The organism is Aeromonas finlandensis (assembly GCF_000764645.1).
Taxonomy (GTDB): Bacteria; Pseudomonadota; Gammaproteobacteria; order Enterobacterales; family Aeromonadaceae; genus Aeromonas; species Aeromonas finlandensis.
The window spans coordinates 1-1,444 of sequence record NZ_JRGK01000351.1; the positions used below are offsets into that span (position 1 = coordinate 1).

Genomic DNA, 1,444 nt, shown 5'->3' on the forward strand with positions numbered 1-1,444 from the left:
ATCACATATCGCGTGGTAATGAATTCGAAAAATACCGTAAAAGATATATTTCAAGACCTGTGGGGCGATTTTTACATATAGGCTCTGGTCATTCTCTTGGAATTGAGATATATAGTCTATTACGATGGGGAGGCGAGTGGACCTCGATCGAGCCATTTCCTGGACTAGGCGAAATATATCCTTTCAATGATCATGTTTCAATGATTAAAGCTTTGATGGGACTTTTCAATGTTCCATACAATGTAAATGATGATGTTGAATTTAATAATGATATTGAATTACTCAATCTTAGTGATCATCATGGTACTAGACTAAATTACTTTCCTGATATAAAGCTTGAAGACTTCAATGATGATGAAAAATACGATGTATGTTATTCGTGTGCCGTAATGGAGCATGTTGTAGATATTCATTCATTCGTAGCCAAGACATATGATTTATTAGCATCAGGTGGTTTTGCTTTTCACTGGATTGACCTCAGAGACCACCGGGATTTTTCACGTCCACTTGATTTCCTGAAAATAGGTAAGTCAGAGTGGTGTGAATATTATGCTAATGCTGGCCACTTTTTACATGGAAATCAGTTGCGGTATAGTGATTATCGACAGGTTTTTCTACAACATGGCTTCAGGATTGTTGCTGAAGAGGAATATATGAAGAACAATAAAGAATATATTCAGGAAGTCTCTTTTGATTTCGCAGATGAATATGCATCACTGGCGTGGGAAGATATGGAAGTTGCTGGTGTGCTATTCGTTCTGGAAAAACCATCGCATGATAGTTGATAATTATGTGATGTCTCATGAATGACATTATGGGTTGGTTTACCTTTATGGAGTTATAAAAATGTGCGGTATAGCCGGAATAATGAGTATTCATGGTAATCATGAGCCTGCGTGGTTGAAACAGCAGGCTAATAGAATGGTGGATGCTATTACCTATCGAGGGCCCGACGACTGGGGGATTTGGGAGTCGGATGACGGATGCTGTGTTCTGGCGCATTGTCGATTGAGTATTCTGGATATATCGCCTGCCGGGCATCAACCAATGCATGATGCACAACAGCGGGGCTGTATCGTATTTAATGGAGAGATCTACAACCATCTCGAGTTGGGGGGGCGTCTTAGAGACGCTGGCATATCATTTACCGGCCATTCTGATACCGAGATCCTAGTCAATGGTCTGGTGCGGGAAGGGGCTGACTTTCTCACCCGGCTCGAGGGAATGTTTGCACTTGCCTACTACGATCGTGAGCGTAGGGAGTTGCTGCTGGCACGCGATCCATTTGGTGAGAAACCACTCTATTATGCCGAGTTTGACGGTTTGTTAGTGTTTGCCTCCGAACTGGCGGCTTTGACCTTGGTGCCAGGATTCCCTGCCCGAATTACGGTTGATACGGTCGCTCATTATCTGGCTTTCCAACTCCCCGTCGGAGAGCGTACCC

The 1,444-nt window shown here is 43.0% G+C and carries 2 protein-coding genes; both read left to right on the top strand.

Annotated features, from left to right (window positions below; all coding sequences use genetic code 11):
- A partial coding sequence (locus LD28_RS0121125; protein ID WP_156120348.1) for a class I SAM-dependent methyltransferase occupies positions 1-785 on the top strand: 785 nt, incomplete at its 5' end.
- An 82-nt stretch (positions 786-867) separates the two neighbouring features.
- The coding region (locus LD28_RS0121130; protein WP_420911726.1) for an asparagine synthetase B family protein at positions 868-1,444 on the top strand (577 nt) is incomplete at its 3' end.